Annotated in this window: 1 protein-coding gene; it reads right to left on the bottom strand. The window is 63.4% G+C overall.

The annotated features are described in order from the left end of the window. Positions 1-83: 83 nt before the first annotated feature. Positions 84-284: PEP-CTERM sorting domain-containing protein (locus SM753_RS20395; protein ID WP_323192907.1), on the bottom strand; the 201-nt coding region annotated here is incomplete at its 5' end.

Raw genomic sequence — 284 nt, 5'->3', positions numbered from 1 at the left:
AAAAAAAAGCCGCCATTGCCCCTCCAGCGAGAAGGGGCAATGGCGAGCTCGAAGTTAAACGTCGTTAACGAGTCGAGAAGTCGTTACGAACGTCGCATCCGCAGCGCGACGCAGGCTAGCGAGGCGATCGTGAGCAACGCCAGCGACGCCGGCTCGGGGATCGCCGCGACCGGCGGCGTTCCTGAGCCGAACTGCTTTTGCCAACCGAGGAAGTCGGCCCCGTCGACGCGGCCGTCGAGATGGTAGTCGCCGTCCGACTTGACGGCGCCGCTGGCATGAATAAG

The organism is Halostella sp. PRR32, assembly GCF_034808085.1.
GTDB lineage: Archaea > Halobacteriota > Halobacteria > Halobacteriales > Natronoarchaeaceae > Halostella > Halostella pelagica.
This window is presented reverse-complemented; position numbering and strand designations above follow the sequence as displayed.